20 protein-coding genes and 1 pseudogene are annotated in these 26,590 nt (G+C 63.7%); 3 read left to right on the plus strand and 18 right to left on the minus strand.

The window, feature by feature from the left end; translation table 11 throughout:
- Positions 1–289 precede the first annotated feature (289 nt).
- Positions 290–2,338, plus strand: coding sequence for a hypothetical protein (locus tag ACSQ2F_RS14260; protein ID WP_436023893.1), 2,049 nt, complete (start codon positions 290–292; stop codon positions 2,336–2,338).
- Positions 2,339–2,766: 428 nt separating this feature from the next.
- Here ACSQ2F_RS14260 and istB read toward each other — a convergent pair whose 3' ends face one another.
- Both istB and ACSQ2F_RS14270 read right to left on the minus strand, forming a co-directional pair.
- A complete protein-coding gene (istB, locus tag ACSQ2F_RS14265) occupies positions 2,767–3,531 on the minus strand; it encodes an IS21-like element helper ATPase IstB (RefSeq protein WP_436023895.1) in 765 nt (254 codons plus the stop codon).
- Positions 3,528–4,511: pseudogene (locus tag ACSQ2F_RS14270) on the minus strand (Mu transposase domain-containing protein); the annotation flags it as partial. The pseudogene ACSQ2F_RS14270 and the gene istB, both read right to left, overlap by 4 nt.
- A 65-nt stretch (positions 4,512–4,576) precedes the next feature.
- Here ACSQ2F_RS14270 and ACSQ2F_RS14275 point away from each other — a divergent pair.
- Positions 4,577–5,685 (plus strand): IS3 family transposase gene (locus tag ACSQ2F_RS14275; protein WP_436023897.1). Its coding sequence is split into 2 segments (ribosomal slippage): positions 4,577–4,835 and positions 4,835–5,685, totalling 1,110 coding nucleotides; the frame shifts between segments, so codons are not numbered across the junction.
- 78 nt (positions 5,686–5,763) lie between these two features.
- Here ACSQ2F_RS14275 and ACSQ2F_RS14280 read toward each other — a convergent pair.
- The 12 genes from ACSQ2F_RS14280 to ACSQ2F_RS14335 all read right to left on the minus strand — a co-directional run bounded on the left by ACSQ2F_RS14280 (position 5,764) and on the right by ACSQ2F_RS14335 (position 18,643).
- Positions 5,764–6,018, minus strand: coding sequence for a hypothetical protein (locus ACSQ2F_RS14280; RefSeq protein ID WP_436023899.1), 255 nt, complete (start codon positions 6,016–6,018; stop codon positions 5,764–5,766).
- 110 nt (positions 6,019–6,128) lie between these two features.
- A protein-coding gene (locus tag ACSQ2F_RS14285) for an IS3 family transposase (protein WP_436021831.1) occupies positions 6,129–7,405 on the minus strand; the annotation gives its coding sequence in 2 pieces (ribosomal slippage) (positions 6,129–7,075 and positions 7,075–7,405; 1,278 coding nt in all).
- Between the two features lie 1,012 nt (positions 7,406–8,417).
- Complete coding sequence (locus ACSQ2F_RS14290; protein WP_436023901.1) at positions 8,418–8,900, minus strand: hypothetical protein; 483 nt, start codon at positions 8,898–8,900, stop codon at positions 8,418–8,420.
- 660 nt (positions 8,901–9,560) lie between these two features.
- A complete protein-coding gene (locus ACSQ2F_RS14295; RefSeq protein WP_436023903.1) occupies positions 9,561–10,088 on the minus strand; it encodes a YcxB family protein in 528 nt (175 codons plus the stop codon).
- Between the two features lie 2,541 nt (positions 10,089–12,629).
- A complete protein-coding gene (locus tag ACSQ2F_RS14300; RefSeq protein WP_436023905.1) occupies positions 12,630–13,271 on the minus strand; it encodes an SMI1/KNR4 family protein in 642 nt (213 codons plus the stop codon).
- Positions 13,272–13,379: 108 nt separating this feature from the next.
- The gene (locus tag ACSQ2F_RS14305; protein ID WP_436023907.1) at positions 13,380–13,736 is read right to left on the minus strand and encodes a hypothetical protein; all 357 of its coding nucleotides are present in this window, start codon (positions 13,734–13,736) and stop codon (positions 13,380–13,382) included.
- A 78-nt stretch (positions 13,737–13,814) separates the two neighbouring features.
- Entirely contained in the window at positions 13,815–14,438 is a 624-nt protein-coding gene (locus ACSQ2F_RS14310; protein WP_436023909.1) for a hypothetical protein, read from the minus strand.
- A 1,369-nt stretch (positions 14,439–15,807) separates the two neighbouring features.
- Entirely contained in the window at positions 15,808–16,119 is a 312-nt protein-coding gene (locus ACSQ2F_RS14315; protein ID WP_436023911.1) for an addiction module antidote protein, read from the minus strand.
- Between the two features lie 10 nt (positions 16,120–16,129).
- The gene (locus ACSQ2F_RS14320) at positions 16,130–16,417 is read right to left on the minus strand and encodes a type II toxin-antitoxin system RelE/ParE family toxin (RefSeq protein ID WP_436023913.1); all 288 of its coding nucleotides are present in this window, start codon (positions 16,415–16,417) and stop codon (positions 16,130–16,132) included.
- Positions 16,418–16,677: 260 nt separating this feature from the next.
- Positions 16,678–16,962 carry a hypothetical protein gene (locus ACSQ2F_RS14325; RefSeq protein WP_436023915.1) on the minus strand — a complete coding sequence of 95 codons (285 nt, stop codon included), beginning with the start codon at positions 16,960–16,962 and terminating at the stop codon, positions 16,678–16,680.
- Positions 16,963–17,394: 432 nt separating this feature from the next.
- On the minus strand, positions 17,395–18,198 hold the full coding sequence (locus tag ACSQ2F_RS14330; RefSeq protein WP_436023917.1) for a hypothetical protein: 804 nt from the start codon (positions 18,196–18,198) through the stop codon (positions 17,395–17,397).
- Between the two features lie 103 nt (positions 18,199–18,301).
- Positions 18,302–18,643, minus strand: coding sequence for a hypothetical protein (locus ACSQ2F_RS14335; protein ID WP_436023919.1), 342 nt, complete (start codon positions 18,641–18,643; stop codon positions 18,302–18,304).
- A gap of 330 nt (positions 18,644–18,973) precedes the next feature.
- Between ACSQ2F_RS14335 and ACSQ2F_RS14340 the strand changes: the two genes are divergently transcribed.
- The gene (locus tag ACSQ2F_RS14340; RefSeq protein WP_436023921.1) at positions 18,974–19,999 is read left to right on the plus strand and encodes an integron integrase; all 1,026 of its coding nucleotides are present in this window, start codon (positions 18,974–18,976) and stop codon (positions 19,997–19,999) included.
- Positions 20,000–20,285: 286 nt separating this feature from the next.
- On the opposite strand, the gene ACSQ2F_RS14345 is transcribed toward ACSQ2F_RS14340, so the two are convergent.
- The 4 genes from ACSQ2F_RS14345 to ACSQ2F_RS14360 form a co-directional block, all read right to left on the minus strand.
- Positions 20,286–21,170, minus strand: a complete 885-nt coding sequence (locus ACSQ2F_RS14345) for a pirin family protein (RefSeq protein ID WP_436023923.1) — start codon at positions 21,168–21,170, stop codon at positions 20,286–20,288.
- 13 nt (positions 21,171–21,183) lie between these two features.
- Positions 21,184–22,413 (minus strand): bifunctional glutamate N-acetyltransferase/amino-acid acetyltransferase ArgJ, encoded by a 1,230-nt coding sequence (gene argJ, locus ACSQ2F_RS14350; RefSeq protein ID WP_436023925.1) that lies wholly within the window; start codon positions 22,411–22,413, stop codon positions 21,184–21,186.
- A gap of 207 nt (positions 22,414–22,620) precedes the next feature.
- Complete coding sequence (gene secA / locus ACSQ2F_RS14355; RefSeq protein WP_436023927.1) at positions 22,621–25,368, minus strand: preprotein translocase subunit SecA; 2,748 nt, start codon at positions 25,366–25,368, stop codon at positions 22,621–22,623.
- 201 nt (positions 25,369–25,569) lie between these two features.
- The gene (locus ACSQ2F_RS14360) at positions 25,570–26,565 is read right to left on the minus strand and encodes a M23 family metallopeptidase (RefSeq protein WP_436023929.1); all 996 of its coding nucleotides are present in this window, start codon (positions 26,563–26,565) and stop codon (positions 25,570–25,572) included.
- Positions 26,566–26,590 lie beyond the last annotated feature (25 nt).

Genomic DNA, 26,590 nt, shown 5'->3' on the forward strand with positions numbered 1-26,590 from the left:
ATGCGGGGTCTGCCGTGCCGCCCTCGATCTGAACGTTGACCGCATGGGCGGTCTGTTCATAATGCGGCCACGGGCTGCGCGCTGCATCCACTGCCGTGCGTAGACACCGCGTCAATAACGAAAAAACATCAGGGGGTTCCACGTGGACAAGGAAAACGTGCTCGGGCACCGAGGAAGGTGGGGCGCGCGCGTCGGTTTCGTCGACCGGATGCGCCATTGGCTTTCAGCGGGTCTGTTGGTGGCGTTGGCAGGGTGCGGTGGCGGGGGCGGTGGAGCCACTCCCGCCGCCGTGACGGAACCGCCCCGCCCCGAGGTGACCGTGTCGGCCGAACGCATGTCGGTGTCCACCGGTGGTGCAGGCGTCACACTCCACGCGACAGTCCGCAACAGCACCGAGACGCCGCTCTGGGAACTGCAAGGTCCCGGCAGCCTCAGCACAGGCCAGGGGGCTTCGGTGATTTACCTGCCGCCCGATCCAGAGGAGCACAACGTTGCCGCCGAAGTCACGGTGACGGCCTCCTTGCCTTTCACCGGAGGCGGGCTTGGCCGTGTGACGCTGTCCTTGTCTCCCGTCGAGGTGCAGGGCCTGACCTGGACCCGCGCTCGCCCGCCGGCCGGGCGCTGGCGTGACGTCGCCTGGGCGAACGGCGCCTTCGTTGCGGTCGGCAGCTACACCGACGCCCAGTTGAGCGAAACCGTCGGACCCAGCGAAGGGCTGGTGATGTACAGCCGCGACGGATTGGCCTGGTCGCCACAGCGCTTGCCCGCAGGGACGAAACCTCTGGCAGGCGTCGCCTGGGGCGCCCAGGGGTGGCTCGCGGTGGGGGACTACGGTGCCCATTGGACCAGCGTCGACGGACAGTCGTGGTCCGAATTGCCCCGCGCGCCCATCACCGGCAATGTGCAGCAGGTGTTCCACGCCAACGGCATGTACGTCGTCGTCGCGGCGGACGGCACGCACGTGTCCCCGGATGGCCAGGTCTGGAGCCGGACTCTGTCCGGAGGCGGCGGTGCCATCGCGTACGGCAATGGCGTGTTCGTCGCGAGCAGCGATTCCTTCCTGGATCGGAGGACATGGGTCAGCACGGACGCGCTCGCGTGGACGCCGATTCCGACGGCGCCAGCGGGCATTCGGTCGATGGCATTCGGCAACGGGCGCTTCGTCGCCAGCTGGGGTGGATCCACACAGTTCATCAGCGTCGACGGGCAGAACTGGCGCCAGGTGAATGCCGGTGCCGACGTGGCGGGCCCCATCAATTTCGCAGGCGGCCTCTTCTTCGCGTCTGGCCAGCAATCGATGTCCTATTCAAGCGACGGTGAGCAGTGGCTCACGCGCGTGGCGCCGGATCTGCACCACCACTTCGCGAAGGTGGCCGCGTCGCCGGACCGATACGTGCGCGTCTCCCGCCTCGGCGCGATCGGCTCGAGCGCCAACGGCAGCGATTGGGTGGACACCGTGGAAGGAAGCCCCGGTCACCTGCAATCCATCACCGTCGCGGACGGCCAGTTCGTGGCAGTCTCGAGCCGCGGCTGGGCCCTGGTCAGCGCCGACGGGCTGGCCTGGGAGCGCCGCCACCTCACCATCGGCCCGATGACCCGTTTCCTGGATGCTCGCGCCGTGGCGCATGGCGGCGGCGTCGTCGCGGCGTGCGGACAAGGGGTCGATCTGCGTGCCAATCCGGAGTGGGAAGAGCCTGGCGCCGCGGCCTTCACGTCGAGCAATGACGGGGGGCGAACGTGGACGCCGGCCCTTTCTGGCGAGGTCATCGGGATCTGCGCCAGCCTGGTCCACGACGGCCGCCGCTTCCTCGCGGTGACCACCGCCGGCGAGGTGCACGAAAGTCTCGATGGCTCGAGCTGGTCTCTGCTGGCACGCTTGAACGGTGATCCCATGGTCCAGGCCGTCGCGTTCGGCGGCGGCCGCTACATGGTCGTTGGCGATCGCGGGTTCGTGGCCACCAGCACGGACGGTCAGACATGGACCGAACAGGGGGCCGTCGGTGTTCCCTTGAACGCGGTGGGCTACAACCTGCGGGCCGTCATCCACGCGGCGGGACGGTTCATCGCCGTCGGCCCGTTTGCACTGGAGAGCCCGGACGGCATCTCTTGGACACCGCTCTACATGCCGGCCGGCGCGGGGGGTCTCCTCGCACTTGCCCATGGACAGGACCGGTATGTGTTTTCGAGTGAGAGCGGCCAGGTGGTCACCGGCTCCGGCGGGCCGAAGTGGCACCTGCGGGACAGCGGCGTCACCGGTCGATTGCTGGCCGTCGCTTTCGGGAACGGACGTTTCGTTGCCGTCGGCCACAACGGGGTGGCGACGGTGTCGTCTCGCTGAGACGGGGGGGCACTGCGGGCTGCCGGCTCGGCTGCCCGCAGTGGCACGCCTCAATGGCCTTTGGTGTCAGTGCTTCCAACGCTTCTGGCTTCAGCGGCCGGAGGGATAGAACGGGACACGCCTCACGACGTGCGCTGAGTATTCAGCTGACGAGAACGAGAGCCCCGGCGAAACGGCGCGCTGGTGAAAGGGCTGACCAGCAGTTGGGCCAACAGAGTTGGCTTCACGTGAGTAGAGAGTCTAGCTGCGGCAAGCTTCTGTTGTCTAGAGGTGAGGGGCTCAAGTGCAGCGAGCATCTGAGCGGGCTGCGAGCGCCGTCGCCCCAGGCTCTCCGGCGCGGGGGAGAGCCGGCCTGCTGAGCTCAGCCTCCGCGCGCTGTTCTGCACGCCCGATGGCCACCCCAAACTGCTCCAGGCAGGATGGGGCAATTATGCGGGGTCTGAGGTGATGGCCAGCCGCGCGGCGGCCTCCTTGAGCCGGTAGCTCCTGCCCTCGAACTCGAGCATCGCGCAGCGGTGCATCAGCCGGTCCAGGACGGTGGTGACCATGGTCGCGTCGCCGAGGTATCGGCCCCAGTCCTGCACAATGCGGTTGGAGGTGATGACGACTGACCGGCGCAGCTTGTAGCGCTGGTGCACGAGGGTCTGCAGCAGATCGGCGGCGTGCTCGCTGATACGCCGGGGGAGGAACAGATCGTCGAGTACCAGGAGGTCGGCGCTCACCCACCTCTTGAGCTGCCGCGCGCGTTCCTCGGTGTCGGCGATGCCATAGCGCGCGAACGCGCTGTCGGCCTCGACGTAGCAGACGTCGTAGCCCTGCAAGGTGGCCTGGTAGGCCACGGCCTTGGCGATGTGGCTCTTGCCCGTGCCGGGCTTGCCGACGATCAGCGCGTTGGCCCCTTCTCCGACGAACTTCAACGTGTGCCGCTCGAAGCAGGCCGCCCGCGGCAGCTTCGGGTTGAAGCGCCAGTCGAAGTCGGCAACCTGCGGCCGCTCGTCCAGCCCGGAGAGCTTGAAGCGCCGCGCCATCAGTCGACTCCGACGACGATCCATTTCGTCCTGCAGCAGTGCGGCCAGCGTGTCCATGAAGGGCTCCTGGGCGGCCTGGGCCTGCATCACGCGGGTCTGCAGGGTCTCGGCCATGCCCGAGAGGCGCAGCTTGCGCAGTGTGAGTTCGATGTCGTTCGTGTTCATGCGAAGAGGTCTCCTTGAGGGATGGACGCGGCAGCCATGGCGAACAGGTCGCCGTACTCTTGCGGGCTGCGGATGAGGTCGTGGTTCTGCGTGGTCACCGACGCCTGCGCGGCGTCCGCCGCGGCCTCGTCCATGCGCTGCAGCGCAGCGGCCACCAAGCGCTCGGTGATGGCCTTCACGTGGCGGTAGCTGTGCAGGCCGTCGTCAAGCGCCTGCGCGCACGCGGCGTCCACCATCTGCCGTGGGTAGCGGTCGGCCAAGTGAACGATGCCCCACAGCTTGCGTTGGCCCACTCGACCCTCGATGGCGAACAGCATCTGGCACAGCCGCGCGGCCTGCGCGCCGATGGCGTTGGCCTGCTTCAGGATCGAGCGCGTCTCACGCGAGGGGTTGAAGACGCGCTCGGCCTCCGGCAGCACCACAGTGCCGGGTCGCTCGGCGCGCGCATGCGTGCGTAGCAGCGCCTGGGTCTGCGGGTCACGGATCTCCAGTCGACGCTCGTACAGCCGCACCAGCACCTTCGTGCCGATGGTGGCTGGCCGTGCTGCGTAGCTGCAGTGATCGACGCGCACACAGCCGTCATCCCAGATCGTGCGCTGCTGGTCGGTGAAGTACTGCATCGGCCACTCGGCCAGCGGCTGCAGGTGGGCGCGTTCCTCCTCGAACATGGCCTGCACCTGCCGGCGCTCTGAACCATGGATGCGCGAGGCAGCCCACTTGCTCTCCCAGTGTTCCAGGTAGGCGTTCTGCTCCTCGATGGTCTCGAACCGTTTGCCCTTGAGCGCCGTGGCCTGCGTGTGGCCGATGGCGTTCTCCACGGTGCCTTTGCGGTTGGGGTCACGCACCCGCGCCGGGTCGGCCACGACCTCGTAGTGGGCCAGCGTTGCGGCGTATACCGGGTTGAGCAGCGGCTCGTAGAGATCCGGCTTGAGCACGCCTTCCTTGAGGTTGTCCAGCACCACATAGCGGCACGAGCCCCCTGACCTGCCCGGTTTCTTCGGACCAATAATTTCTAGGAAGATGGCTCCCCATCCGAGAGGAGCCCATGAGAAAGAGTCGATTCACTGAAGAGCAGATGGTCGCCATCCTGCGAGAGGCCGACAGCACGAGCGTCGGCGAGGTCGCCAAGAAGCACAAGGTCAGCGAGGCGAGCATCTATGCCTGGCGCAAGCACTTTGGCCAGCTGGAGGCTGCCGACGTCAAGCGGTTGAAGGCACTGGAGCTGGAGAACGGCCGCCTGAAGAAGCTGCTCGCCGAGGCGGCGCTCGACATCGAGGTGCTCAAGGAGATCAACGCAAAAAAATGGTGAGCCCGCAGAGCAGGCGCCAGCAGGTAGACCTCGCATGCCAGCGAGGCCTGTCCAAGCGGCGAGCCTGTGGGCTGATCGGAATGGCGAGGTCGACATTGAGCTACGAACCCACATTGCCAGCTAAGGACGCGCCCATCGTCGCTGCCATGCGCGAGCTGTCCGGGCAGTACCCACGCTATGGCTACCGGCGCATTCGCATTTTCCTGCGCCGTCGAGGCTTCGAGCTGAGCTGGTCGCGCACGCATCGCATCTGGCGCCAAGCAGAGCTGCTCCTGCCCAAGCGGCGCCCGAGGCGCCGGATCGCTGCAGGCAGGCCTCGGGCGCACACGCCGTTCAAAGCGAACATGGTTTGGGCCTATGACTTCGTGTTCGACACGACGGCCGCAGGGCAGCAGATCAAGTGCCTGACGGTTGTGGACGAGTACACCCGTGAATGCCTCGCCATCGACGTCGCGGGGTCCATCAGATCGGCCCGTGTGATAGAGGTGCTGACGCGCTTGGTTAGCCTGCACGGTGCGCCGTTGTTCATGCGTTCGGACAACGGCCCCGAATTCGTCAGCCACGCCATCCTCGAGTGGATCGCCCAGGCGGGCATCGCGACGTCCCTGAGCGATCCCGGCAAGCCGTGGCAGAACGGAACCGACGAGAGCTTTAACGGCAAGTTCCGGGACGAGTGCCTCTCGCTGGAGTGGTTCCGCTCACGCCGAGAGGCGGCGGTCGTCATTGAGGCTTGGCGTCGCCACTACAACGCAGTCCGCCCGCACAGCAGTCTGGAGTACTTGACCCCGAACGAGTTCAAACAGCAATATCGCCCCGTCCCCAACCGAGCCGTCCTCCAGGAATGAATGGCTCGAAGAAGCCGAGCAGGTCAATCCTACCGAGGTGCGTGGCTGATGGGCATCCAAGAGGCTGCCGGAGTTCCATTACTGACCCCACGCGTTTTCGGGTCGGGTAACGATCGTGGGATGGCTGGCGCGGACGGCTGACCATTCTTCTTGCTCCAACTTGGTCGGCCAGTGAAAGAACGTCCGCGCTGGCGCGGCTAGCCTGGCTTCCGACTCGTCGACTTCGCCAAACTCTTCGTGAATCTGGGCTTGCTTGAATGCCTCGAACATCGCTACGAGCGGCGGATACAGGTCAAGGCGGTCACTCCTGAAGCGGATGCCGAACGATTCCATTGTGGACCTCCGACGCCTGACGTTTGACGAAGTCAGCGCCGTCAGGCGTTCGCTTCAAGAAAGGGTGAAAGCTCATTTCATGATCTTGCCCCTGCATTCCCGGACGCAGCCTATGCGCAATGTAGCGCCGGTTGTTCGAGCTGAGCGCGGCGGGATTGCTCAGCAAGGTGCCGCCTGAACTCGCGCGGCGATTTCATCTTCAGGCTCGAGTGCGGGTGTATCTCGTTGAAGTGTTCGAACGCGGCCGGAAGCTGCGCCAGCACGACGACGGCATCGCTCAGGTCCATCCGGCTGACGTAGTCGCGCTTGAACGTGTTCACGAAGCTCTCGGCCATGCCGTTGCTCTGAGGGCTGCAGACCGGCGTGTTGATCGGCTTGAGTCCCAGCGACCTGGCCACGTTCCTCGTAGCGTGAGCGATGTACGCGCTGCCGTTGTCGCTGAGGAACTCCAGCGTGTGCGTGGCAGGGATCGCCTCAACGCTGCCGAAGCGCTTCTCCACGGCCTCGATGAGCATTTCGCAGACCGGCTCGCCAGGCAGGCCCTTGCCGTTCCACGCGCGGAAGGCAAGGATCTCTCGATCACAGCAGTCCTTCGCGAAGGTCGCCGTCACCGTCTCGCCGGAGTCGCACTTGATCTCGAACCCGTCGGAACACCAGCGCAGATCGCTCGCCGGCACCGCGACCTTGCCCTCATGAGGCCTGCTGGACTGGCGACGCCTTGGGGCTCTGGGCAGCAGCAGCCCGCTGCCGGACATCACGCGGTACGCGCGCTTTGGATTCACGCGCGCTCCGCCGACCCTCGCGCGTTGGCGGTTCACCAGCGCGCAAGCGCGCCGATAGCCGTAGCTGGGCAACGCAGCGATCTGCTCGCGGATGTCCGTCAGCAACTGCTCGTCGGTGTCGGGCGTTCGCTGCGTGCGGCCATCGGCCCACGACTCGGATCGGTTCGCGCGTGCATGAACGTTTGATCGCGCCAAACCGAGTGCCTCGCACACGCGCGTCATTCCTCGTCCCCGGGCAACAAGGGCGAGCGCGCAATCCACTTTTTTTCGGCGGCGTACTCCACTGCTTCCTTGAGGATCTCGTTCTCCAAGGTCTTCTTGCCGAGCACGCGCTGCAGCTTCGCGATCTCCACCCGCGCCGCGGCCAGCTCCGACGCCGGGACCACGGCCTCGCCGGCGGAGACGGCCGTCAGAGCACCTTGCCGTTCGAGCTTGCGCCACTGGAACAGCAGGCTGGCCGACACGCCTTCCTGTCGGGCCACGAGCGACACGCTCATGCCGGGCTCGTACGTGCGCTTCACCAGCGCGGCCTTCTCGACCAGGGACCAACGCCTGCGGCGCTGGTCCCTCGTGATGACCTCGATGGTCTCCGTATGCCTAGTCATACTCACAGTCCTATTCCTATCCGTAAGATAAGCGATAGGCTGCGTCCGGTCATTCAGGGGGCCAGCTCATTTCAGTCCCCTTGTAGGTGCGGCGGATTCTCTGCGTTCTGCCAACTCGCCGGGTCTGCGCCCTGCCCCAACCGCGATTTTCCCGGGAAGCGTTGCCCCCACAAGAACAAGCCGACGACAAGCCCCCCAGCTACCGGTACCAACCAAACGATGCACAACTGGGCTACTACCTGCCCGTGACTGTACAGATGACTCTTGGCAACAGCGGTGGACACGGCGACGTTTGCGACCGCCAGCAAGAGGAGCGGAACGAGCCAGGTCATTCGGTCTGTTCTAACGTTTGATATGAGGCACGTGCAGGGGCGAGAGCCCTGGGACCTGCCGCGCATTGGAAGGGTCAGGCATCACTGCCCGGAGCGGCGTGGCAATGCCAACCATGGCCAAGAGAGGAACGAGCCACGAAAACAGCAGGGTCGCCTCGGCGATGCCTAGGCGCCGGAAGCCCCCGCCTCCAGGCCCACCCCACCCAGTGAGAAAGTGGTGGACCATTGCCCCGCACGCGACCGCCACGGCCAAGCCTACAAGACCGCCGACGAATGCTCTTTGGTACCAATACCCTTTGATTCCTGATCGCGTCAGCAAGCGGAAGATTCCTCCGAAGCACAAGCCGAGGAATGCAATGACGAGAAGCAGTGGTGAGACTTCAAGCAGATCTCTCGGGTGCCTCGCAAGCGGCAGTGTTGAGAGAAGAAGGAGGGCAGACGGCAGAGCCCACAGGGCAGCGCAGACGATTGGGCGTGGCAAGTGTTGGAGCCGATGCGATTGCAAGATCCAGCGGCAGCCGAAGAATGCTGTGCATGCAGCAGCCATCAGGGCAAGAAGAAAGAGTACGAGCGCAGGACTCGCTGCGGTGTCGCTCATGATGAACAACGCTCGAGATGGGCCGCGGGACGCGGTGGGTGCAGCCCACCGTGGCACGTCCGCTCGATTGAAGGGTTACGCGTCACTTGAGTGCGGCCTGCAAGATGCTGCCTAAGACGATGCCGAGAAGTCCGAAAAGTAGCGGGGACAACCATCGGCGCTCCTGTTGGTGAGCAATTTCTCGGCTGTGCAACTCAATGGCGGTCTTCATCAGTGCCTCAAGCTGGTCGGACGTGAGAGGCTTTCGAGTGAGCTTGCCCCTTTGATCTTCGCCAAGAGTCGAGATCTCATCGTGCGTGAGATCGCGACCTTGCTCGTGACTGTAGGTGCGGTCGTAGCCGTGACGCCACCGCAGCGAAACCCATTCATCGCTTAGGCGAAAGAACTCAGGGTGCTCGGAGAAGATGACTCTCCAATCCTTGGCGCTTAAGGGTCCGCCCAGCTTGTCGACCCAGGCTTCGTACTTGAGACTGGAAAACGTGTACGCACCCATGAGCTGAATTGCTGCCAGAACATCGGGCAAGCGGCGGCTATTGCTGAGGTATGGCGACGGGTGTGCGTCCATGATATTTGGCGTCTAGCGTTTGCCATGGGCCGCGGGACGCGGGGGACGAAGTCCGCCGTGGCACGTCCCTTCGATGGATGGGTTGGGCCGCGTTGCACTCGGGCTCCGAATCAACATGCAATCACCTTCTGTGTTGGAACACCATGGGCGTCTCGACCATGCCTATTCCGTGGAACGCATTGCGCCCCGGTGCCGGGCCGCGACGAAGAACAGGAACGAAATGAACAGCGTAGCGGCAACTCCCACTACGCTCCCCTTGCTATTCACCAAGGCATCGTATGAAAAGATGGTTGCAAGGGCCAGCGAGGACAGACCACCAACCCGAAGGGCCAGCGGCGACATCACTCCGCCGGCCCGACGCACACCTCTACCGAAGAAGATTCGATACGCGATCGTTAGTCCCCACAGTCCAACGAACAGCGCCACCGCCGCAGTTGCGACCACCGCGTGTGTTGCTCCAGTTCTGACGATGCAAACCCAGACTCCGAATGCGCCAAGCGACGCGAACGGCAACGAGGCCACCGCAAGCGCGACACCTGCCAACTGTTGCGCCCGCCTGGAAGTTGCCTGGCCTTCCCACATATCTATGCCTAGCGTTTGACTTGAGCGGCGTGACGCTGCAGGCGATGCCTCCTGTGGCGCGGCCGCTCGAAGGAAAGGTCAGGCCGCATTCTTGAGGCGAACCTTATATTGATCAAGCTTCGCACCGAAGGCCGAAGTTGCTGCGCGGGGCAGGACCAATGCTTGAATGCGATCAATAAACAGGTAGCAGTTGACTTCATCGTCGGCCCGATCAAGGAAGCCCGACCAAGGGATCTCAGTTGTTCCACGGGCCGAGGTGACCCGCAGGTGCGAATCCGAGAGGGAGACCGTCTGCTCGGAGAGAAAGGCGCCGTCGGGGGCAAGCGTCTGCCGCCTGAACGCGCTCTGCGCCGCATACGGCGTGGCCATGATGGCGACAACAGCGATCACGAGCAAGACCGCGAGCCGTTCGAGCGCGGGTGACGCTTCTGGGAACGCCTGCATTACTCTTACGTACGCCGCCCCCGCCGACCCAATGCACATCCAAACGAGCACTCGGAGTACGAACGCAAACGTGAATGCCGAACCACTTGAACGGAACCGCTTCGAGACGATCTTCTGGAGTCGGGCGAAGTCGGAGTCGGTTAGAGAGAAGGTGGCTTGCATTGTGGCGGCCTGACGTTTGAAAAGAGCGGCGACTCCAAAGTCACGAAGCCGCTTTGGTGATGCCGCTTGAGGGATGGGTTAGGCCGATGCATTGACGAGATCCTGAGTTCTTCTCACCGCAGCGACGAGCAGCTGGTCATCTTCTCTTCGGTGTGCAGCGCGCCCATAGCCTTCGTAGAAGCGAACGACCTCGACTCGGCCCAGCACACGAGGGAACCAGATCACGATCGGTGTGTGATTCTGCCCGCCTCCCCGTGTGCTGTGCACCTTCCGGGCGATACCTTTCGAACTGAGCCAATCGGACCGCGAGGTGATGTTGACGACCATTGCCTTTTTGCCAAGCGACGAAACAACATGCGTTTCGAAGTGGCCCTGCCATCTGGGACTGTTCGAGTACACCGCCAATGCGCGGACGCCCCTGCGCCCGAGAGTTAGCTGCCAAGCCGCGAACGCTGTCAATCGAAGAACCGGTGCGAGGAACAGCCTTCTGAGAACCACTGGCGCCACTACGAGCGCAACCGCGGACATGACAAGTATTCGAAGAACCTTCGACATGGCAGTGTCTAGAGCCTAACGTCGGAGTTGACCGGCACGCAGCGGCATTGCGCCGCGAGACGTATGCTTCCGCGCACGGCTCGCGGCGCAATGCTGTTGCGTGTCCGTGTCGAACGACTTGTTAGACCGCAGCGGGCTACTCATACTGGCCAACTTGATAGCCAAGCGCTTGGATCTCGCTTGATGTGGGATTCCGAAACTTCACAATTGGAACTTCACGGCAGCTCGGGCAGACACATGCCGGATCTTGCCAGCCAAAATGCACGGCGTGCTCCAAATCTCCGAGCATCGGATACACAGTCCCCACCTCATCGCACACTAGGACAACGGCACCGCATTTTGGGCATGCCGAGAAGCACAACTTTCCTTGCAGCGCACAACAGGCGCAGCGCGGACTTGTCAGGCACCAAGTGGGTTGATCAATCTGCATTCTGCGGTCTAACGTTTGACATGAGCGGCGGGACGCGGAGGGCGAAGCCCGCCGGGGCACGTCCGCTCGATGGATGGGTTAGGCGGGCCGATACTTAACCTCTCGTCGAACAGAGGCCGGAGCACCGCCAAATTGCCGACCAGCTTACCTCGCCACCTAGGGGCAGCGCGACCGCCCTCCCGCCGAGCTGGAACGCTGTTCCTATAAATGACCGCATGCTCAGTCCGTCAGATTGTTTACGCAGGCTGGCTTGATCTGGCGAACCGTTTCCTCAGGCACTGTGTCCGAGCCGCCTTTCGCGTCAGCGTATCGCTCGACTGTCACGCCGCACTGGTTCCCTTGGACGCTGAATCGTGATTTATACCGTTGCCCGGCAGTCGGCTTGAATGCGATAGTAACGTTACACTGCGTATCTCCAGAAGGATATATCACCGAATATGCGTAGGTGTGAACAAAGTCCTTTTCCGCAGCGATCAACTTGTCAACGCCGGTACGTGGATCCGAGCCGTCCAAGAAAAAGGATGCCAGTCTGTTGCCATACGGACTCTTCGTGCAAGCGACATCGTCATAAACTTGCACTCTCACACCGATCCTAGTCGTGCTTATATTCAGCGACGCCGTTGGCGAGTTTTCGGGGACAGAATAACGTGTTACGCAGGCGGACAGCAATGTACTGCACACCAAAATGCTTGCTTTGAAAATATTCACGGCTTCCCCATGGTCGTTTGTTCTTTAATCGCAAATCCGGCTAACTGATAATCAGCAAGGCCGGCATGCATCAACACTATAGCAGTGCCTGACAAACGAATTCCGAGGAATGGGGCGCACGGGCCGACAGTAGCCCTAACCTATCGCCACGCGGTCACGACGGGAGGATCGCCCCGCGGCCGCCGGCAATCAGAAGCGGCGTACCCTCCTGAACACCTAATCACAGCCTGGCGGCACGACACCCGACGGACCTGCGTTCACGCCGCGCCGAAGTGCACTGCCAGAGCGAACTAGTTGACGATGGAACTCCCGAGCCGGCCTGCGACGAATAGCACGATGAGGGACGCCATGACAAAGCAGGCAAACTTAAGAATCGCGAGAACTCCATTGCGCAAACCTCTTGTGTAGAAAAGGTAAGCGACATGCGCAACAAAGAAAAGAATCGGCCAAAGCGCGGCGAAGACGAAAGCTGACGCCTCGGGTTTGCCATGCGCCGGCGCATCGGCTTTCGCCCACGATAGGAAGATTGCCCCAAGACCCACAGCTGCCATTAGGGACGCGAGCTGCGAACGAAACTGGTTCGCTCCAAAGTCAGCGGTATGCGAAACGGTGTTGACCGCAACGACCAAGACTGTGACGAGCCAGACAACACCCGAGGTGAGGTGCCAATGTGTGCGATTCATATCCGTCTGCGGAGAAAGATCAATTCGAGTCGGCTGGGGGACGAGATGCCATGCGGCGTTACGAGGGCCTCCGCCCTTCACCTGTGAGTGCGAGCCTAACGTTTGACATGAGGGGCGGCCGCAAGTGGGCGAAGCCCGCTTGTGGACGTCCCCTCGATGGAAGGGTTAGGCGTCAAGTCGGAGTAGCTCACGCCATTGCCTTGCGTTCGCACACGCCGGATCGATCGGGCCTGTGAAGTTATCGGTGAAGGGCATCCATTGCCAGTCTTCTGCGCCCGGACACCCCAGAGGCACCCAGGCTTCAAGCAGTTCGGCGAACGATGCTGCAAGGACATGGCCGTGGCCTTGCCCGTCGTCGTGGCTCAGGTAGACAACCCTCCCTTGCAAAGCTGCGTCAAGGTCGATTGCAAGGTAGTCACCGTTCCCTACTTCGTGGAACGCGAGTTTGTTGTGCCACACCCGATCGTAGGGATCATCTGGATTCTTGAATACGGTTTCAATCCACTGCTGCTTGTCTCGGGCGTACTGGACCAATAGAGGTAGAGACCAATGTATGTCGCCCGAGAAGTTCTGATGAAACGGCTCCGGGAAACGCCTGTCCTTAGGTGCGAACCAGCGAAACTCGACATGCGCACTAGCAAACGCGAGCACATCCCGCAGGCTGGAAGGAAGTTCGATTCGAAGCTGATGCTCGACCTCGACGAGCTCCGCCTCGGATGCAGGTGGTCGGAAGACGAGAGGACGCGCATCGAAACCTTGGCGCGACAAGGAACTGAGGATGAAGCGAAGACGACTTTGAAGATCCATGGCGGTGTTATTGACGCCTAACGTTTGACATGAGCGGTGGCCGACCGGCGTAGCCGGTTGGACATCCGCTCGATGGAAGGGTTAGAGATCACGCGCCACGTACGATCGCTATTTTCTTGGTCGAATCGGAAGTAGCGCCAAACATGCCTTTGCAACCGTAGTGGGCGAGTCAGCCGATTCGTTGTGCTTCTTCGCGTACTTCAGATAGGCCTGCGTTGAAAGTGACGCTGGTCCCATGGACTCTTCGAGCAACCAATCCATGACCGCACCGCCATCCTCCGTCAGGGTGACAGTGCAGACCTTAATCGGTTGTCCGGCTGCCTCAGCAAGTGGCTCCGCGAAGTCCAAGAACTCCTCCACGCCAGCGGCAGTATTCGAGAACGTTCGCTCGACGAAGCCCGACTTCGTTTCGACAGCCGCCGAGAATCCTGATGCAACTATGAGCAGTGCAAGAACGTTTGTCATCGTAATCTCTAACGTTTGATATGAGCGGCGGCACCTAAGTGGCGAAGCGGCTTTGGTGACGTCCGATCGACGGATCGGTTAGGCACAACCTTCCTCGGCAATGGCGGCCAAACAAGCTCGCGCCCAGTCGGCCTTGCCTGGGTCGCTCGTCTTCTCCGGATCGAAGTACCACTCGTACATTTCGTCCGCTGTGGCAGGGAATCTCTCATAGTCCCACGCCGAATCGTCCGAGAACACGAAACCATTGGTCAACTCAGCAAACACCGCCGCGAGGATCCCATAAGCGAAGTTAATCACTGCAGGTTGCCCGGTGGATCGTCGGAACGACCAGTAAGAACCGCTAGACAGACAAGCCAAGATTTCGCCCTTTCGTTTCCGTGCCGGACCATGCTCTTCAAGCACAGACTTCCAGTAGTCGAGGTCGTCGGTCGAGATCGACATGTAAGACACGTCCGTGCCCCCAGCGACCCCATCAACAAAGAACCACGCATACTCGGACGAGTCCCAGATCGCTGGGCGGGAAACATCAATCGGCACCATTTGATGAGTGCCGTTGCCTTGCACTGTCACGCCCAGTTCTGGCGTCGCACGCACGCCGCGCGCGAGCAGATGTTGTTGAACGCGTCGAGTCCCGAGATCCAACACCTCGGCGAACGACGGCGCGACTGTGGTGCGTGGGTAGACCTCAAACGTAGTGGACATGGCGCCTCCGTGAGGCCTAACGTTTTACATGAGCGGCGGGACGCGGCGGGCAAAGCCCGCCGTGGCACGTCCGCTCGATGGATGGGTTAGGCGGGCCGATACCCGATCCTCTTCAAACACAAGCCGCAGCACCGCCAAGATGGCCAGCAGCATAACGCGCAGGCCGAGCAGAAAACTTGGAAACCGATCAATGCAGCGTGCGAATGCCGCAGCTGTTAGCAGTGAGGGAACGGCGCCGACGCGGCCCGCTTTACGCCGACCTCTGCGGTTGACTGCCGGCGTTGCCGGCGAACACGATGCCCAGCGCCACGAGCCACTCCGGCGCGGCCCTTCCCTCGCGAACTTTCAGGGCGTTGCCGAAGCACAGGACCCAGCACCGCTCGATGTGAAGGAACGGCACGACTGAGCGAGAAACCAATAGCTGCGCAACGAGCCGCTCACCGCATGGCCAGAGCTTGCCCTCGGGCGACCGACGACGACAAGTCGCGAAAGCTACTGCATGCATTGCCCGAGCTTCGCGGCTAGCAGGCCAACGAACACAGACGCGCGACGCTCGCGACGTTTGGCAACGCGCACAGCACGAGCGAAGCCGACGCGAACCGCAGCGTCACGAACGGCTCTGGCCTTCACCTGTGAATGCGAGCCTAACGTTTGACATGAGCGGCGGGACGCGGTGGGCAACGCCCGCCGCGGCATGTCCGCTCGATGGATGGGTTAGGCGGGCCGATACCTGAACCTCTTCAAACACAAGCCGCAGCACCGCCAAGGTGGCGAGCAGCATAACGCGCAGGCCGAGCAGAAGACTTGGAAACCGACACTGCAGCCTGCGAATGCCACAGCTGCTGGCAGCGAGGGAGCGGTGCCGACGCGGCCCGCTTTACGCCGACCTCTGCGGTTCTTGCCAAAGTTGCCGGCGAACACAATGCCCAGCGCCACGAACAACGCCGGCTTGTCCGTTCTGCCGCGCGCTTGCGCTGCCTTGCCGGAGCACCAGGCAAGGGACGGCATGCAGTAGGCGAACGTTGCGCGAGCGCGCGAATAGATGATGGCCCAGCAAGCCGGCGCACCAACTGACGGCCTACCCTACCAGCACCGGCGATGAAGACCGGCGCCACATGCCGGTGGCGTTGGCCTGAGCTCCACGAAGAAGCAGGCCAGCCGTGACCATGCGCGCCGCGCTCGCGCCGTTTGGCACGGCGAACAACACGAGCTTAGCCGGCGCGAGTAGCAGCGTCACGAACGGCCTTGGCCTGCACCTGTGAATGCGAGCCTAACGTTTGACATGAGCGGCAGGACGCGGCGGGCAAAGCCCGCCGTGGCACGTCCGCTCGATGGATGGGTTAGGCCTCACCGCCTTGGCACGCCGGGCCTACGCGGCCTCCGCGTGCAGACGAACGCCCAGCGCGCGAGCAACTTTCAGAACTGTGGCGAAGCTTGGGTTTCCGTTCTCGCTGAGAGCCTTGTACAGACTTTCTCGGCTCAAGCCCGCATCACGTGCAACTTCTGTCATACCTTTGGCGCGAGCGATATCGCCTAGTGCTCGGGCGATTCCCGAAGCGTCGTCAGGCGCCTCAATGAACCAAGCATCGAGGTAAGCCGCCATCTCTTCAGGCGTACGCAGTTGTTCTGCCACATCGTAGGCGACAGTCTTGGTCTTTTGGGCGGGCTTTGCTTTGGCCATCGCGATACTCCTAGAGGTTTCGTGCAAGCGCAATTGCGGCTTTGATGTCCTGTGCCTGACTGGACTTGTCTCCGCCGGCCAGGAGGATGATGAGCTCACCGTTCCTCTCTGTGTAATAGACCCGGTACCCGGGACCTACGTCGATCTTGAGCTCGGAGACACCGTCAGTGAGATTGCGATGTTGTCCGGGATTGCCATGCACAAGACGATCAACGCGCACTTGGATACGAGCGCGACTTGCGCGATCCCTGAGCCCATTGAGCCAATCTCGATAGACCTCAGTGATCTGAACGCGCATGGCGAACTGTATTCTATAGGATACAAACCGTCAACCTCCATCGGTCCAAGCTCGCATCGATCGTCGGGCGAACGGCATGATCGGCGCCCTGGCGAGGGCAGCGTCACGGATTCAAGGCGAACAGCACGAGCGGCGCCGGAGCGGAGCACAACGTCACGATCGACCGCGGCCTTCACTTGTGAATGCGAGCCTAACGTTTGACATGAGCGGCGGGACGCGGTGGGCGAAGCCCGCCGTGGCGCGTCCGCTCGATGGAGGGGTTAGGCTGCAGCGGAGCCATACAGGGCGAGTTCGCGGGAAAGGAGGTAGCAGCAATAGGTCCACAGGACCACTGAAAGCACGAGGGCCAAGCCACCAGACGCCACAGCGAGCGCCAAGGATAGAGCATCCCCCGCCAAAACCATAGAACCCAAATAGCGTTGCCGTCCGACGGTGCTGCGCGCCTCCGAATAGCGTTGCAAATCAAACGCAAGTACGACGACATAGATGCCCGGAAATATGCCCAAGGTGAGCACCGTGAGAAGCACACCTTTTGCAAATCCCACGCAATGTTTGCCCGTCAACCGCCCGATGATGTGCCCGTCACGAAGGACTGCGTAAGCTCCATATATGCCAAGCGTGAGGAAACAAAGCCAAACGAGCCGCCGGTGTTCATTGCCGTGCCTCGGCGCAACTGTAGGATCCCTCAAGTCGCTTGCCATTCTGATTGCCCCCTACCCTACAAGCGCCCGCCATGGCGAGCGGCGACGCATGCCGCTGCGTTGCTCGATTTGCGCGAAGAAGCAGACGACGGAGCCATGCGCGCCGCGCTCGTTCGGCATGGCCAACAACAGGAGCGTTGCCGGCACGACTAGCAGCATCCGAACCGCTCCGGCCTTCACCTTTGCATGCGAGCCTAACGTTTGACATGAGCGGCGGGACGCGGCGGGCAAAGCCCGCCGGGGCACGTCCGCTCGATGGATGGGTTAGGCCACACGTCACAACACATGGCCAAAGTACTCTGCAAGCTTGGATTGATTGATGCCAGACTCAGCGCGCCACCAGCAGGCCGGGTATGGCATGTCAACGAAGTGCCGGTCGGGAAGTTGGCGCTGATCGATTGGTACGAACGCGTCCGAGAAGCCGGGATGAGCCGGAGTTCCAAGGATTCCGCAGAAGCCGAGTATTGCGATCACGACATCGCGTTCGGCCTTGTTGGACTTCAGAACCTTCCCGAAGTACGAGTGCAGCGCTCCACTAGTAGCCTTTGACGGTGCAGCGTCGATTGCCGAGACCATTGTTCGGAAGATCCGGATGTCCTCGACGGTTGGACTGGGAATGGCGGCTTCCAGAAAAAGGCCCAGATCCAAGGCAGCGTACGCTACTTGGTCGTGTCGTACGCCACCCCACTTAAATCGTTCGAAATTTAGAACGTTCAAGTCTTGCACGCGCTCGCGCAGATAGAAGCCGCAGACCTGACAACGATGTTCACCGGTTCCGGCATTGTGGGCCGGGAGGTGTTGGAACACTGCGTAGCTTCCCAGGGCAGAGCGCCAATCGAGCCTGCGCGATGAAAGGCTGGCAAGGAAAGCATCAGCAACTTTGCGCCGATTGAGCCGTTCGACCAAGCTCGAGAGCTGCTTCAGAGTCTCGGCGTGATCCAGCTCGAGCGGTTCGAACATCATCCGCTTCGACTTCGCATACGCGAGGTCCTCCGATGAAGCACCCTGCTCGGTATCGGCCTTCCAGCCTCCAGGCGCCCAAAATGCATCCAACAGGATCTTCAGCGCTCGTTCATCCATGCCGGTGGCCTTGGGGTCTAACGTTTGACATGAGCGGCGGGGCGCGGTGGGCGAAGCCCGCCGCGGCGCGTCCGCTCGATGGAGGGGTTAGGCATTGCCATGCTCATGGTCCCACATAAATCACCGGCCCATCCCTAAGCGAGGCGAGAACACCGAACGCCCCATGCCACCAGTCCCAGCCAATAGGTAAAGTGCCCAGCAGATTGAGAAAGCAAAATGCAGCGAAGTGCAATGCGATGAGAATGCCTGAGACAGGCCAAGCCCTGTAACCAGATTCAAGAACCTTCGCGCCTCTGTAGACACAGGAAACGGCGAAGCTCAGGAGAATAAGAACTGCCGTGAACAGCGCGCCGAAACCCAGGCCGGCAACTAGCGCAATACCTGCTACGCCAAACAATGCGCCGCACATCAACCGCTGAATTCCGCAATCCACATCGGCGCTCAATACCCAGAAGCAAATAAAACTCGCCACACCAACGATGGGTAGAAGAAGAGCCCGCGACGATCTGGACGGAAGTAGATTTAACGTTCCCAACGTTTTCCTCACCGGGCCTAACGTCAATTAGATTGCTCAGGATGCTACGCCATCGCAGGTCGAGCAACTCGACCAAGCCTAAGAGATCGAGAAATGCGACCGCTGCTCGTCGCACCTAACGGAATAGGCGGCATATCGCCCCGACCTTGCGGCTCCCTGCCGAACGTCGCCTAACAGCATCCGCCCTAAACGGCGCACTGGCGAAGGCTATGCGCCGAAGGGAGGCCTAAGAATCAGCGGATGGAAACAAGCGATGCCGCAACGCCCGAGGAGGACGGAGCCGCGTTCATCGGCCCGCCGCGGCCGCCCCGCCTGCTCGACCAGCTGCGCACGCACCTCCGCACTCGCCACTACAGCATCCGCACCGAGCAGCTGTATGTCGATTGGGTCCGCCGCTTCATCCGTTTCCATGAGATGCGCCACCCGCGCGACCTGGGGCCTGGCGAGGTGGAAGCTTTTCTCTCGCACTTGGCCGAGGTGCGCGGCGTGTCCGCCTCGACGCAGAACCAGGCCAAGGCCGCACTGCTCTACCTCTACAAGCAGGTGCTGGACCTCTCTCTGCCCTGGCTCGATGAGGTGGTGCAGGCGAAGACGCCGAAGCGGTTGCCGGTGGTGCTGACGGAGCGGGAGGTGCGGGACCTGCTGGGGCAGCTGAACGGGCCGATGTGGTTGATCGCGAGCCTGCTCTACGGCACGGGGATGCGGCTGATGGAATGCCTGCGGCTGCGGGTGAAGGACGTGGAATTCGCGCGGCGGGAGATCGTGGTGCGCGAAGGCAAGGGCAACAAGGACCGGGTGACGGTGTTGCCGGAGAACCTGATCGAGCCGTTGCGAGCGCAGCTGAGCCGCGCGAAGGCGGTGCATGACCGAGACCTGGCTGCGGGGTTCGGCGATGTGCACCTGCCGCATGCGCTGGCCGTGAAGTACCCGAAGTCGGGCCGCGCGTGGGGGTGGCAGTGGGTGTTCCCTGCGGCGGCTCGGTCCGTCGATCCGCGCAGCGAGCCGCGTGTCGAGCGCCGCCATCATGTGCAGCCGGAGTCGGTGCAGCGGGCGGTGCGTGAAGCGGCGCGGCGCACGGAGTGCGCGAAGCCCGTGTCGCCCCACGTGCTACGGCATTCGTTCGCCACGCACCTGCTGCAGTCGGGCTACGACATCCGGACGGTGCAGGAGTTGTTGGGCCACAGCGATGTGAGCACCACCATGATCTACACCCACGTGCTGAACCGTGGAGGCCGGGGCATTCGAAGTCCGCTGGATGCCCTCTGACCGCGATGCCGGCCGCTCCGTGCAGGCATCGGTCAAACCACGAGGGGAGGTGATCCTCAGGCAGGAGGCCTGACCACGGTTGCGCATGCTTCCGGGCACCGACGCGAAGGTCTCGGTCCCGAGCGAACGGATCATTGTGGGGACTGGCCGCAGAGCTTAGCGGGCGCCGCGTTGCCGAGAACCGTGGACAGAGGACCGAGGACAGAGGACCGATGACCAATCACGGCGCAGTCGCCAGCGCTCGGTCCGTGCCCATGCCGGCCAATGCGCCGCCCGCCCGGCCCTTTTAACGCGGCCGAAACACCGGCGCCTCGATGAACTCCGTTTCCCCGTGCACCTGCCCCATCCGCTGCGCCGCCCACTCGTCGGCGGCCTGGGCGATGCGGTCCTTGCGCGTGGACACGAAGTTCCACCACATGTGCCGGTGGCCGAGCGGCTCGCCGCCGATCAGGACGAGGCGCGCGCCGTCCGGTGCGGTCAGCGTTGGCGTTGCGCCTGGCGGGAGCACCACCATCTGCTGCGGTTCGATGCGCGTGCCGTCGAGCAGGAACGCTTGATCGATGCCATACAGCGCCCGCTCGGGCGCGGCGTCCGGCACCGTCAGCGTCGCGCTCGGCGATAGTGCCATGTCGACATACAAGGCCGGCGACAAGGTGGGAACCGGCGAGCGTTCGCCGAATGCGGCACCCACCAGGATGCGCAGCGTGGCGCCATCCTGCGTCACGCCCGGAATGGCGTCGGCCCCAGTGTGGCTGAACGCCGGCGGGTCTTCCTCATGCTCGGCCGGCAGGGCGGCCCACAGCTGCAGCCCATGGCTTCGGCGCGTCACGGCCCGCAGGTCGTCCGGCGTGCGCTCAGAATGCACGATGCCGCGGCCGGCGGTCATCCAGTTGATCGCACCCGGTTCGATGCGCTGGACCACGCCGGTGCTGTCCCGGTGCATCATGGCGCCCTCGAAGAGGTAGGTGACGGTGGCCAGGCCGATGTGGGGATGGGGACGCACGTCATGGTCGTCCGCAGGCCCTGCCTCGACCGGACCGAAATGGTCGAAGAAGAGGAACGGGCCCACGGCCTGCCGCTGCACGGCCGGCAACGTGCGCCGCACGGTGAAGCCGGGCGAGAGCGTCTTGGTGTGCGGCTTCAGGAAGACGAGGTCGGCGGCGTCACCCATGGATGCTCCGGCTTCAGCTGCGGTAGTCCGCGTTGATCTTCACGTACTCGTAGCTGAGGTCGCAGGTCCAGACGGTCGACGTTGCGGGCCCGCGCTTCAGGTTGACCCGCACGGTGATCTCGGCCTGCTTCATCACTCGCGCGCCATCTTCTTCGCGGTAGGCCGGGTTGCGGCCGCCGTCGATGGCAACCGACACGTCGTCGAGGAAGAGGTCGATGCGGGTCTGGTCCAGGTCGGCGATGCCGGCGTAGCCGACCGCGGCGAGGATGCGGCCCAGGTTCGGATCGCTGGCGAAGAAGGCGGTCTTCACGAGCGGCGAGTGGGCGATGGCATAGGCCACCTGGCGGCACTCGTCTTCGGTGCGGCCGCCGTCGACCTGCACGGTGATGAACTTGGTCGCGCCTTCGCCGTCACGCACGATGGCCTGCGCCAGCTGTTGAGCCACGGCGACGACGGCGTCACGCAGCAGTGCGCCATCGCCGCTGTCCAGCGAAGTGATGGGCGCGTTGCCGGCCTGACCCGTGGCCACCACGACGAAGGAGTCGTTGGTGGAGGTGTCGCCGTCGATGGTGATGCGGTTGAAGGACAGGTCGGCCGCGGTCGTCACGAGCTGTTGGACCAGGCCGGGCGCGAGCGCCGCGTCGGTGGCGAGGAAGCCGAGCATGGTGGCCATGTTGGGGCGGATCATGCCGGCGCCCTTGCTGATTCCGGTGATCGTCACCGTGCGGCCACCGAGCGTGATCTGCCGCGACGCCGCCTTGGGCAGCGTGTCGGTGGTCATGATGGCCTCGGCGGCGACGGCCCAGTTATCTTCCTTCAAGTCCGCGATGGCGGCAGGCATGCCGGCGGCGATGCGGTCATTCGGGAGCGGCTCCATGATGACGCCGGTCGAGAACGGCAGCACCTGCTCCGGGGCCAGCTCGAGATGCCGCGCGAGGGCCACGCAGGTGGAGAAGGCGCGCACCAGGCCGTCCTCGCCCGTGCCGGCGTTCGCATTGCCGGTGTTGACGACCATGGCGCGGGTGCCGACGCCTGCGGCGAGGTGCTTCTGGCACAGCTGCACGGGCGCGGCACAGAAGCGGTTGCGGGTGAACACGCCCGCGACTTGCGAGCCCTCGGCGAGGGTGATGACGGTGAGGTCACGTCGGTTCGCCTTGCGCACCCCGGCCATGGCGATGCCGAGCTTCATGCCGGGCACGGGGAACAGGTCGCTGGGGTTGGGGGCTTGCAGGTTGACGGGCATGTCGGGACTCGGGGGCGGTCGGTGGAAAGGAGTGGAAAAGGAGCCGGCGCGCATGCTGGTCATGCGGTAGGCACCTTGCCACTCGGCGCGCAGCCAGCGTAACGCCAAGCGCGCCGATCGCAAAGTACCGTGCCAGAAAAAACGGAGCCCGAAGGCTCCGTGTCGGAACTCCACTGCGGTGGAGCTCGGGTCAGCGTCGCGGGGCGATCAAGTCAGCTTGCCATGGCACTGCTTGTACTTCTTGCCGCTGCCGCAGGGGCAGGGGTCGTTGCGGCCGACCTTGGGCAGGCCGCCGCCAGGGAAGGTGCTCGCATCGGCCTCCTGGACCACGCTGCCGTCCTCGGCCGGGTGGGTGTAGGTGACGTTGCTGATGGCCTCGGCACGGTCCTCGATGGCCTCGGCCGCTTCGGCCGCCTGCTCCTGGCTCTGGATGCGCACCGTCATCAGGATGCGGGTGACGTCCATCTTCACCACGTCGAGCAGCTGGCTGAAGAGCTCGAAGGCCTCGCGCTTGTATTCCTGCTTCGGGTTCTTCTGGGCGTAGCCGCGCAGGTGGATGCCCTGGCGCAGGTAGTCGAGGGCGGCCAGGTGCTCGCGCCAGTGCTGGTCGATCGACTGCAGGAAGATCATGCGTTCGAACGGCAGGAACTGGTCGGCGCCGACGCGCTGCAGCTTCTCGTCGAAGGTGGTGTCGCCGGCCTTGACCACCATGTCGACGATCTCGTCGTCGGTGATGGCATTGCTCTTTTCCACGGTGGCCTTGAGCGGCACCTCGAGCTGCCACTCATCGCGCAGCACGCGCTCCAGGGCGTCCAGGTCCCACTGCTCTTCGAGGCTTTCGGCCGGCACGTAGGTGCGCACGACGTCGGTGAGCGTGCTCTTGCGCAGGTTCGTGACCTGCTCGTCGAGCGTGGCCGCCTCCAAGATCTCGTTGCGCTGCTGGTAGATGACCTTGCGCTGGTCGTTGGAGACGTCGTCGTACTCGAGCAGCTGCTTGCGCACGTCGAAGTTGCGCGCCTCGACCTTGCGCTGGGCGCTCTCGATGCTGCGCGAAACGATGCCGGCCTCGATCGCCTCGCCCTCGGGCATCTTCAGGCGGTCCATGATGGCGCGCACGCGGTCGCCCGCGAAGATGCGCATCAGCGAGTCTTCGAGCGAGAGGTAGAAGCGCGAGGAGCCCGGGTCGCCCTGACGGCCGGAACGGCCGCGCAGCTGGTTGTCGATGCGGCGCGACTCATGGCGCTCGGTGGCGATGATGCGCAGGCCGCCGGCGGCCTTCACCTGCTCGTGCAGGCCTTGCCACTCGTCATGCAGCTGCTTGGCGCGGGCGGCCTTCTCTTCCGGCGACAGCGAAGGGTCGGCCTCGATCAGCTGCACCTGGCGCTCGACGTTGCCGCCCAGCACGATGTCGGTGCCGCGGCCGGCCATGTTGGTGGCGATGGTGATGACACCCGGGCGGCCGGCCTGGGCGACGATCTCGGCCTCCTTGGCGTGCTGCTTGGCGTTCAGCACCTGATGCGGCAGGCCCGCCTGCTTGAGCAGCCCGGAGATCAGTTCGGAGTTCTCGATGGACGTGGTTCCCACGAGCACCGGCTGGCCGCGCTTGTGGCAGTCGCGGATGTCCTCGATGACGGCGTTGTACTTCTCGCGGTCGGTCTTGTAGACGAGGTCGAGCTCGTCGCGGCGGGCGGTGGGCTTGTTCGGCGGGACGATGACGGTTTCGAGGCCGTAGATTTCCTGGAACTCGTAGGCCTCGGTATCGGCCGTGCCGGTCATGCCGCCGAGCTTGCCGTACATGCGGAAGTAGTTCTGGAAGGTGATCGAGGCGAGGGTCTGGTTCTCGCTCTGGATCTTGACGCCTTCCTTGGCCTCGACGGCCTGGTGCAGGCCGTCGGACCAGCGGCGGCCGGTCATGAGGCGGCCGGTGAACTCGTCGACGATCACCACCTCGCCATCCTGCACCACGTAGTGCTGGTCGCGGTTGTAGAGGTTGTGCGCGCGCAGTGCGGCGTACACATGGTGCATCAGCGAGATGTTCGCGGCGTCGTACAAGCTGGCACCTTCGGCCAGCAGGCCGGCCTCGGAGAGGATGCGCTCGGCATTCTCGTGGCCGTCTTCGGTGAGGTAGACCTGGTGCGACTTCTCGTCGACCGTGAAGTCGCCCGGCTCGATGACGCCTTCGCCGGTGCGCAGGTCGAGCTCGCCGATCTGTTTCTTGAGCTTGGGCACCACGGCGTTGATGCGCACGTAGAGCTCGGTGTGGTCTTCGGCCTGGCCGCTGATGATCAGCGGCGTGCGGGCCTCGTCGATCAGGATGGAGTCGACCTCGTCGACGATGGCGTACTCGAGGCCGCGCTGCACGCGGTCGGCCGTCTCGTAGACCATGTTGTCGCGCAGGTAGTCGAAGCCGAACTCGTTGTTCGTGCCGTAGGTGACGTCTGCGGCGTAGGCGGTCTGCTTCTGCTCGCGCGGCATGTTGGGCAGGTTCACGCCGACGGTCAGGCCCAGGAAGCTGTACAGCTTGCCCATCCACTCGGCATCGCGCCGGGCCAGGTAGTCGTTGACGGTCACGACGTGCACGCCCTTGCCGGTCAGGGCGTTCAGGTACACCGGCAAGGTGGCCATCAGCGTCTTGCCTTCGCCGGTGCGCATCTCGGCGATCTTGCCGTTGGTGAGCGCCATGCCGCCGATCAGCTGCACGTCGAAGTGCCGCATCTTCAGCACGCGCTTGCCACCTTCACGGACCACGGCAAACGCCTCGGGCAGCAGCTGGTCGAGGCTTTCGCCATTGGCCACGCGCTGCTTGAACTCGACCGTCTTGGCCTGAAGGGCCGCGTCGTCCAGGGCCTCGAACTGCGGCTCCAGGGCGTTGATCCGCTGCACCACCTGACGGTACTGTTTGAGCAGCCGGTCGTTGCGGCTACCGAAAATCTGGGTGAGAAGCTTGGGCAACATGCAGCTTGGGGGAAGTAGGGGCTGGAAGGCAGCGGGCGAACATGCGAAAGGGCCGGGCATCACCCGACCCACAGGCTCGATGGAGCCGTCGAGCATCGGTACGTTCCCTCGAGGGAGCGCGCCCATCACGTCGGCTCGGCGGCAAAGCCGCGGATTTTAGCACCGGGGTTCGCCGTGCCCAGGACGGGCCGGCGACGGGTTTCAGTGGCCGGCCGCGGGGGCCTTGGCCTGCGCCGCGTGGGCGCCATGCGGCAGATCGAACGGCTCGAGGCCCTTGCCGGCGAGGAACTTCGCCGGGTCCTGCAGCACCCCCTCCACCATGACCTCAAAGTGCAGGTGCGGCCCGGTGGATCGGCCCGTGCTCCCCACTTCGGCGACTCGCTGGCCGCGCTTGACCAGGTCGCCCGGCTTCACCAGGATGCGCGAGGCATGCGCATAGCGGGTGACGAGCCCGTTGCCGTGGTCGATCTCGAGCAGGTTGCCGTACGCGGGGTGCAGGTCGGCCGAGCGCACCACGCCGCCAGCCGCCGCCATGATCGGGGTGCCGGTGTCGGCTGCGAAGTCGAGCCCGGTGTGCAGGGCGGCGCGGCCGGTGAAGGGGTCGCTGCGGAAGCCGAAGCGGGAGCCCACCGGCGCATCCACCGGGCGCGAGTTCGGAATCATCAGCGAGGCCAGGCGGCGCTCGAAGAGCCGCGACTCCACGAGCGTGAAGAGATCGTTGCTCTGGTCGGCCGTCAGATCGAGAGAGGCGACCAGCGCGTTCAATTGGTCGAGGGACGGGGACGAGGCGGGAATGAACGGGCCCCCTTGCCCACCCGGCTTGGCCGGCGCGGAAGGTGCGACCATCTGGCGCAGTTCATCGGGTTTGAATCCGGCCAGGCCGGACACCCGCTCACCCATGGCCTCCAGGCGCACGAGCTTGGCCTGCATCTCGCCCACCTTGCGCGCCATGGCGTCGAGGTTTTCGCGCATGAAGCGGTCGCGCTGGGCGAATTCGTCGCGCACGACCAGGCGCACCACCTGGCTGACGACGGGCCATCCCTCCCGTGCGGCTTTCAGGAAGACCGCGTGGTAGATGGTGCCGGACAGGCCCATCAGCAGGATCACCAGCGCGAGCAGGCCGGCTGCCAGCTGCAGGCGGTTGAAGCTCAGGACCCGGGTTTTGGCCAGTGTCCCGTGGGTGATCAGGATCTGCATCTCGTTAAACTCCTTGCGGTGAACC

The sequence above is a fragment of the Rhizobacter sp. LjRoot28 genome, from assembly GCF_964253025.1.
Lineage (GTDB): Bacteria > Pseudomonadota > Gammaproteobacteria > Burkholderiales > Burkholderiaceae_C > Rhizobacter.

Bases quoted from the DNA above. Each gene is read 5' to 3' on its own strand.
- istB (WP_436023895.1), bottom strand. From the start codon at position 3,531: ATGAACACGAACGACATCGAACTCACACTGCGCAAGCTGCGCCTCTCG.
- ACSQ2F_RS14280 (WP_436023899.1), bottom strand. From the start codon at position 6,018: ATGGAATCGTTCGGCATCCGCTTCAGGAGTGACCGCCTTGACCTGTAT.
- ACSQ2F_RS14290 (WP_436023901.1), bottom strand. From the start codon at position 8,900: ATGGACGCACACCCGTCGCCATACCTCAGCAATAGCCGCCGCTTGCCC.
- ACSQ2F_RS14295 (WP_436023903.1), bottom strand. From the start codon at position 10,088: ATGCAAGCCACCTTCTCTCTAACCGACTCCGACTTCGCCCGACTCCAG.
- ACSQ2F_RS14300 (WP_436023905.1), bottom strand. From the start codon at position 13,271: ATGGATCTTCAAAGTCGTCTTCGCTTCATCCTCAGTTCCTTGTCGCGC.
- ACSQ2F_RS14305 (WP_436023907.1), bottom strand. From the start codon at position 13,736: ATGACAAACGTTCTTGCACTGCTCATAGTTGCATCAGGATTCTCGGCG.
- ACSQ2F_RS14310 (WP_436023909.1), bottom strand. From the start codon at position 14,438: ATGTCCACTACGTTTGAGGTCTACCCACGCACCACAGTCGCGCCGTCG.
- ACSQ2F_RS14315 (WP_436023911.1), bottom strand. From the start codon at position 16,119: ATGGCCAAAGCAAAGCCCGCCCAAAAGACCAAGACTGTCGCCTACGAT.
- ACSQ2F_RS14320 (WP_436023913.1), bottom strand. From the start codon at position 16,417: ATGCGCGTTCAGATCACTGAGGTCTATCGAGATTGGCTCAATGGGCTC.
- ACSQ2F_RS14330 (WP_436023917.1), bottom strand. From the start codon at position 18,198: ATGGATGAACGAGCGCTGAAGATCCTGTTGGATGCATTTTGGGCGCCT.
- ACSQ2F_RS14340 (WP_436023921.1), top strand. From the start codon at position 18,974: ATGGAAACAAGCGATGCCGCAACGCCCGAGGAGGACGGAGCCGCGTTC.
- ACSQ2F_RS14345 (WP_436023923.1), bottom strand. From the start codon at position 21,170: ATGGGTGACGCCGCCGACCTCGTCTTCCTGAAGCCGCACACCAAGACG.
- argJ (WP_436023925.1), bottom strand. From the start codon at position 22,413: ATGCCCGTCAACCTGCAAGCCCCCAACCCCAGCGACCTGTTCCCCGTG.
- secA (WP_436023927.1), bottom strand. From the start codon at position 25,368: ATGTTGCCCAAGCTTCTCACCCAGATTTTCGGTAGCCGCAACGACCGG.
- ACSQ2F_RS14360 (WP_436023929.1), bottom strand. From the start codon at position 26,565: ATGCAGATCCTGATCACCCACGGGACACTGGCCAAAACCCGGGTCCTG.